The sequence below is a fragment of the uncultured Xanthomarina sp. genome (assembly GCF_963971605.1).
Taxonomy (GTDB): domain Bacteria; phylum Bacteroidota; class Bacteroidia; order Flavobacteriales; family Flavobacteriaceae; genus Xanthomarina; species Xanthomarina gelatinilytica.
Genome location: NZ_CAXATZ010000063.1, coordinates 1 through 6693, shown reverse-complemented (window position 1 = coordinate 6693; position 6693 = coordinate 1). Strand labels below are relative to the sequence as shown.

General features: G+C 34.3%; 4 protein-coding genes. 1 reads left to right on the top strand and 3 read right to left on the bottom strand.

Features of this window, described 5'->3' with window-relative positions; translation table 11 throughout:
* Positions 1-102: 102 nt before the first annotated feature.
* The 3 genes from AACY93_RS13535 to AACY93_RS13525 form a co-directional block, all read right to left on the bottom strand.
* Positions 103-1218, bottom strand: coding sequence for a PepSY-associated TM helix domain-containing protein (locus AACY93_RS13535; protein WP_287005765.1), 1116 nt, complete (start codon positions 1216-1218; stop codon positions 103-105).
* Between the two features lie 57 nt (positions 1219-1275).
* Positions 1276-3699: a TonB-dependent receptor gene (locus tag AACY93_RS13530; RefSeq protein ID WP_287005766.1), complete on the bottom strand. Its 2424-nt coding sequence runs from the start codon at positions 3697-3699 to the stop codon at positions 1276-1278.
* A 349-nt stretch (positions 3700-4048) separates the two neighbouring features.
* Positions 4049-5125 carry an NADH:flavin oxidoreductase gene (locus AACY93_RS13525; RefSeq protein WP_339612147.1) on the bottom strand — a complete coding sequence of 359 codons (1077 nt, stop codon included), beginning with the start codon at positions 5123-5125 and terminating at the stop codon, positions 4049-4051.
* Positions 5126-5316: 191 nt separating this feature from the next.
* Here AACY93_RS13525 and AACY93_RS13520 point away from each other — a divergent pair.
* Positions 5317-6693, top strand: a 1377-nt coding sequence (locus AACY93_RS13520; RefSeq protein ID WP_339612146.1) for a hypothetical protein, incomplete at its 3' end; no start/stop codon positions are given.

The following is a 6693-nucleotide window of genomic DNA, read 5'->3' as shown; positions in this document are numbered from 1 at the left end:
ATCGGGAAGGGGAGCTTAACAAAAGAAAGCCCTTACAGAGATGTAGGGGCTTTTTGGCTTAAAATATTACAAGGATGTTCTTTGTTCTTCGTTAAACATCAGTTACTTTTTTTTATAACGCCTTCCATACCACATTAATACTCCAGTAACAGGCAAAGTAGCTGTGAGCAAACTTATTAAAAAGGCCAGAATTTTTCCAGCAATCCCTCCAATGGCTCCAATATGTATATCATAATTCATACGTAGAATTTTATCGGCAAACTTGGCATCTTGATATTTCCCGTAAATGGCAGGTGTTTCCAATTCCTCTAAGGTGTTTTGATCAAAGAACCTATAATCCGAATCGTAATATAGCCCTTTGCTATTGGATACTTCCACATAAATACTTTCCTCATCAGTTTTGGGATAATGCAGCTCAAAAGACTCTGCATCTGGCGATTCCTTTAAAAGTTTAACTATCAAGGTATCCATTGGTATTATGCCTTCATTCATGGTAACTTCACTTTTATTTTCAGGAATTATAAAAGCTGGAACTTTGTCACCTCCTGTAGATTTATAAACCACATATTTCAACCAGTTGTATGAAATCACAGAGCCTGTAAAAGCTAAAATCAATGCCAATGAACAAACATAAAATCCAATAATGGTGTGCAAATCGAAATTTTTACGTTTCCAACGTGTGGTTTTTTTCCAATCGAATTTTAAACGTTGTTTTAAATTCTTTTTTTTCTTCGGAATCCAAAGTATGAATCCAGATATAATAATCATTATGAAGATTAATATAGAAGCTCCAACCACCTGTTCGCCTATGTCCTTGGGTAACCACATTCGCATGTGGCCTTTCAATATAAATGCAAAAAAACCAGATAAATGGTCATCAACTTGAATGACTTTACCAGAGTAAGGGTTTAAAAACACACTTTGATAAAATTCAGGTTCTGCATCGTAGAAAATGACTTCAATGGCATCATCTGCTTTTTTAAATAAGGTACCATGTACTGTATTGTTAGGAAACACGTTTTTAGCAAGTTGTTTGGCTTGGGTTGGAGTTAAAATGGCTTGGTTTTGTGGAACCACTTTTTTATAGTCGTCGTACAGGCTTTCTATTTCCTCTTTAAAAGCCCAGCAACAACCTGTAATAGCTACAATAAAAACCACAAGGCCTGTTGTAAGGCCTAAAATTTTGTGTAACTGGAATATAAATTTTTTAAATGTCATTAATATTATTTTTAAAAGAGCAACTTTTAAATAAGTTGCTCTTTACATACATACTTATTAAAATTGATATGAAAAGTTTGCCAAAAAGGTTCTAGGTGTTTGTGGATTAATGGTTGTCCAACCTTTATAGTATTCTTTGTTGAACGCATTGTTTAGTTTCAAACCAATTCTGTATTTGTTGGCTTGATAAAACACTGATGCGTTGGCAATGGTGTAACTTGGCAATATAAAATCGCCAGTAGATTCGTAATTAATGGCATAACGCTCACTTGCTCCATTAAAACCAAAACCAAGTCCAAACCCATCCAAAGCCCCTTCTTGAAACTCATAGTTAGCCCAGAAATTATACAAGGTTTCAGGTCCTGCTTCAAGAGGTCTTTTATTTAGGATTTCGGTATTGTCGGACTTAGTGGTTTCACTATCATTATTACTGAAGCCAGCTCTAATGTTCAAACCATTTACAGGGTTGGCATTCAGTTCAATTTCAAATCCTTTGCTAACGACCTCTCCACCTTGTATTTTGTTAAAAGGCGAAGATGGATCTGTAATTACCCTATCTTTAACTTTAATATCGTAGTAACTCATTGTAACATTCAATCGGTTGCTAAACAGGTTAGTTTTCACGCCAAACTCTAATTGGTTGGCTTGTTCTGGATCGAATGTTTTTAAGGTTTGTGGACCATCATCTGGATTTCCAACCAATTGAGGCGCTACATTTGTAAAGCCGTTTTGATAATTGGCAAAAACTGCAAGTTGGTCTTTAATGGGTTGGTATACGATTCCAAATTTTGGAGAAAGTGTGGTTTGGTTATAATCATCATCAGGATTTGTTAGGTCGCCTTCATTATCAAAATGATCCAAGCGAAGACCAACCATAGCCGATAGGTTTTCGGTAATATCTACCACATCCGAAACATATAAGCTATAGATATGATTTTTAGATTTTACATTGCTCACGCCTTGGGATGCTAAAGCTGCATCAACTCCTGCAGTAGATAACGGATAAGAATCTGTTTCAACTACTGATGTGAACGGGTTGTCGCCATTGGTTCCACCATCTGGAGTGACATTTCCATAAAAGGCATATCCTGTGCTATTGTTTGTTTGGGTTTCATTAAAATAATCCAAACCAATAACCACTCTGTTTCTTAAAGATGCTATTTTAAAATCACCTATAAAATTTTGTTGGATGTCTGTGGTTTGTGTGTTTGCATTTTGCTTGTTAACAAACCTTGTAAAGGTGTTTCCTTCCAATATTCCATAATCAAATAAATAGGAATAATATCCTTTGGTTGATGTGTTACTGGTAGATAATAAGGTTTGTGATTGCCAAGTATCTGATAATTTATAGTCCATTTCCACACGATAGTTTTGTGTTGGGTTTTCCAAGGTTAAATCGTTACTGGTAAAAGACAACTTGTTGTTGTAGCCTAATTCGTCCAGGTTTGATGCTGCCGAAGGCGCACTTCTGTTTAAGAACAAAAAGGTAGGATTGGTTTGTTCGGCCTGTGTGATTTCACCATAAAAAGAAAAGGACAGTCTATTGGTTACTTTATACGATAGAGAAGGTGCTATAAAAAACGATTTTCTAAATCCTGCGTCCTGGAAACTTTGTTCTGTTGTGTAAGCTGTGTTTAAACGGAAATAAATATTCTCTTTTTTACTTAAGGCAGTATTGAAATCACCTACAATTTGATTTAATCCGTAAGAACCCGAAGTAAATGATAATTCTCCACCTGTGCCCACATAAGGTTTTTTGGTTACCACATTAATAAGTCCACCATAAGAACTAACAGCATTACCAAACAATGTGGCAGATGGTCCTTTAAGAACTTCAATACGTTCAATATTTGCAGGATTTATGGTTCCGTTGGTTAAGCCAGGTAAGCCATTTACCAATTGGGGTTGCACAGAAAATCCACGAAGCGAGTAGTAACCAGCTCCATCTCCACCACGTCCAGTTGAGGTCCATAATTGCTCGACTCCAGTGGCGTTTTTCAAGGCATCATCGAAATTTGTAACGGTTTGTGATTTTAAAATTTCATTGGTTATCGTACTATAAACCTGTGTGTTTTCTATGTCTTTTAAAGGAAGCTTAGATACATAAGCTGTTTTCTTTCTGGAAAACATATTTCTACGTTCTCCATTGATTACTACTTCAGTTAAAATTTCATTTCCTTCATACAGGGTTATGTTTCCCAAGTCCAGATTTTGATTGTTGGAAATGGATAGGGCAATATCTTTAGTCTTAAAACCCAAATAGGAGAGGGTTAACACATAATCGCCACTTTCAAGATTGGAAATATCAAAGCTACCTTTTTCGTTTGTTTGAGCTCCTTTAGAGGTATTTTTTAAGGACACGTTGGCACCTATTATTGGCATTTGGTTACTGTCTGTAACGGTTCCAGTAATAGTAGCTTGTTGTGCAAAAGAAAAGTGTGTAAATAGTATAAATGCTAGGATTTGTAATGGGTATTTCATTTGTTTTTATTTAGACTTAATATAATTAGTTGATTTTCGGCAAAACTATTTATGATTTTCGATATACCCAAATTATTTATAATAAATCTAAATAAAGATTTTTAACTGCTTGATTTTGTGCTAATGCTTTATGAGTTTAAATAATTATATGTACAGTAAAAAGGTGTAATTGACTATACTAATTTCTTAATGTGACCTGAGAAGAAGGTTTAAAACGTTAGTAAAAATATCTTTTTTTATAGAAGAATAAATGTAACATCATATACAAAAGTAAGGGCATTTAAACCATGTTATATAGACTGGGTTCTGTTTCCATAAAACTATCTTATAGAAACACATACATTAACTTTTATTTTTTCACAAAATCAGGCCATCTATTTAAATATTCAATAAACTTTTTGCCTAATCCTTCCTTTGTAAGGTGTTCTTTTGAAACAGGAATAGCTATTGGATTAAAATTAGGATTTTCTATAACCAATTTTGGAAAGTTATGATGTAATATAGCCGATTTCCCTATAGTTACAAAATCCACTCCAGAATCTAATATTTTTTGCACATCGGCAGCATTACTAATTTTTCCAGCAACAGTCCATTTTACATGTTTAAAATTTAAGGATTTAAAATGTTCTAATAAACTGATGTTTTGATATTTTTCTTCATAGGGCATTTTAAAACAATCCCATAAGGATATATCAAGAAAATCAATAGCTCCATCATCGATTAATTTCTGACAAACCCATTTTATTTCATCAATGTCCATTCCAAATCTTTCTGGAGACAATCTAACACCAAGTAAAAAACTTTCACCACATGTTTCTCTAATGGCATTAACTATTTCAAATAGAAGTCGAGACCTATTTACTAATGATCCACCATATTCATCCGTTCTTTTATTTAATTCTGAACTTAAAAATTGGGTTAAAACATATCCATGAGCACCATGAACTTCCACACCATCATAACCACATTTTTTAGCCCGAATAGCTGCTGAAATAAAACTGTCTCTTAGTTGTTTAACTTCTTCTAAAGTAAGGCCTCTTGATTTTGTTTCTTCATTATCAGAAGGGCAAACAGGTTTTTCATTTATTAATTCAGCTGGAGTTCGCATTCCAGCATGATGTAACTGAATTACAGCTAAACTTCCATGTTCTTTAATTCGAGATGCTAATTTTATGTGTCCTTCGTTTAGATCATCACTAAAAATACCTAATTGACCAGGAAACCCTTTTCCAATTTCTTGCACATGCGATGCGCATGTCATTACCAACCCAAATCCTCCTTCTGCTCTCATTGTTAACCATTTTAATTCATCTTCAGAGAGTTTGCCATTTTCATGGCTTTGTTGGTTGGTTAATGGAGCTAACATAAATCTATTTTTCATGGATTTACCACAAGGAAAATTTAAGGTTGAATTGGCATTTATCATAATAAAATATTTTGAATGTAAATTTAAGTAGAAACTTAAATTAATACCTTTAAAAGCTATAACTTATAAAGAATTAATAATTTTTTTAAACTAATTCTAAAAAAGACCAAAAGGTATGATATTTATCATCTTTTGGCTAAGAAGGATTTCTCATATTTGTCGCTTATTTAATTTTAAAAAAAATTAAAAAGATGACTTTATCAAGATCCCTTCATACATTTCATATTCCAGTTATGGGTTTGGCTTATACCATAGATAGTCCCATTCGTGTGGCTCAATACGGTATTTCTTCTGTAATTTCTATTATAGACGATGAGCTCATGGAGAAAATGAATGCGTTTTACAGTAAAAAATTTAATTTACCCTATAGGGAGATTTCAAAAAAAGCCGAGGATTATCGTGCCAAGCGCATTACCTCTTATTTAAATTTGGTGGACAGCATTGTTAAGGACAAGTTTGCAAAATTTAAGGCAGAACTGTCTGAGAGTAAAGAAACTTTAGAAAAATTTTTGGCAACCTTACCTAATACATCGTCTTTTAAAGAAGGTCTTTCTGGGTTTTTAAATGAAGGTACGTTGTTAAAAGACAACATTAAAAATTATCTGGAAACACATTTAAAACCTGGAGACATTGATGTAAATATCATGACCAAAGTAGATAAGGATAATTTTGTGAAAGGCGACCCATTGCCTGTGGAATTTAACGATGCGCATGCGTCACTTCGAGGTTTTGCCGAGAGTGACTTAAACTCCTCTGTTGTGCTCTCTGCTGGTATGAATCCGAGATTGTACAGTTATTTTGAGAATTTTAAAGACTTTTTTCCAAACTCACAAGGACAATTGACAAAGAAAATTATTTTAAAGGTTAGCGATTACCGTTCCGCTACCATACAAGGTAGGTTTTTAGCTAAAAAAGGGCTTTGGGTTTCAGAATACAGAATAGAATCCGGTTTAAATTGTGGAGGTCATGCCTTTGCCACGGAAGGTTTTTTATTGGGTCCTATTTTAGAGGAATTTAAAAATAAAAAAGAAGCTTTGATACAAGATACGCACGAGGTCTTGGTTAAAGCATTGGATCAAAAAGGAATAGATGCTCCACAACAACCTTTGGATTTAAAAATTACGGTTCAAGGAGGTGTGGGAACTGCCAGTGAACACGAATTTCTTCTTGAAAATTATCAAGTGGACTCCGTAGGTTGGGGAACCCCTTTTTTGTTGGTGCCAGAAGCCACTTCCGTAGATAAGCAAACAAGGGATTTGTTGGCCAAAGCGCAAGAGAAAGACTTATACTTAAGTGGTATTTCGCCTTTAGGCGTCCCTTTTAATACTATTAAAGGAACCACCAACGAATTCTTCAAACAAAAACGTATCAATGATAACAAGGCTGGCAGTTCTTGTCCGAAGAAATTTTTGGCTTTAAGCAAGGAATTTGGTCCAGAAGGTATTTGTACAGCATCCAAAAAATATCAGGATGTGAAATTACAGGAACTGGAAAGCAAAAAGTTTGAGGTTTCACAAAATATGTACGAGAACGCTAAAGCAAAAATCACCGAAAAGGCCTGTCTTTGT

Excerpts from the sequence above, each read along its gene's own strand:
- AACY93_RS13525 (WP_339612147.1), bottom strand. The coding sequence starts at position 5,125 with ATGATAAATGCCAATTCAACCTTAAATTTTCCTTGTGGTAAATCCATG.
- AACY93_RS13530 (WP_287005766.1), bottom strand. The coding sequence starts at position 3,699 with ATGAAATACCCATTACAAATCCTAGCATTTATACTATTTACACACTTT.
- AACY93_RS13535 (WP_287005765.1), bottom strand. The coding sequence starts at position 1,218 with ATGACATTTAAAAAATTTATATTCCAGTTACACAAAATTTTAGGCCTT.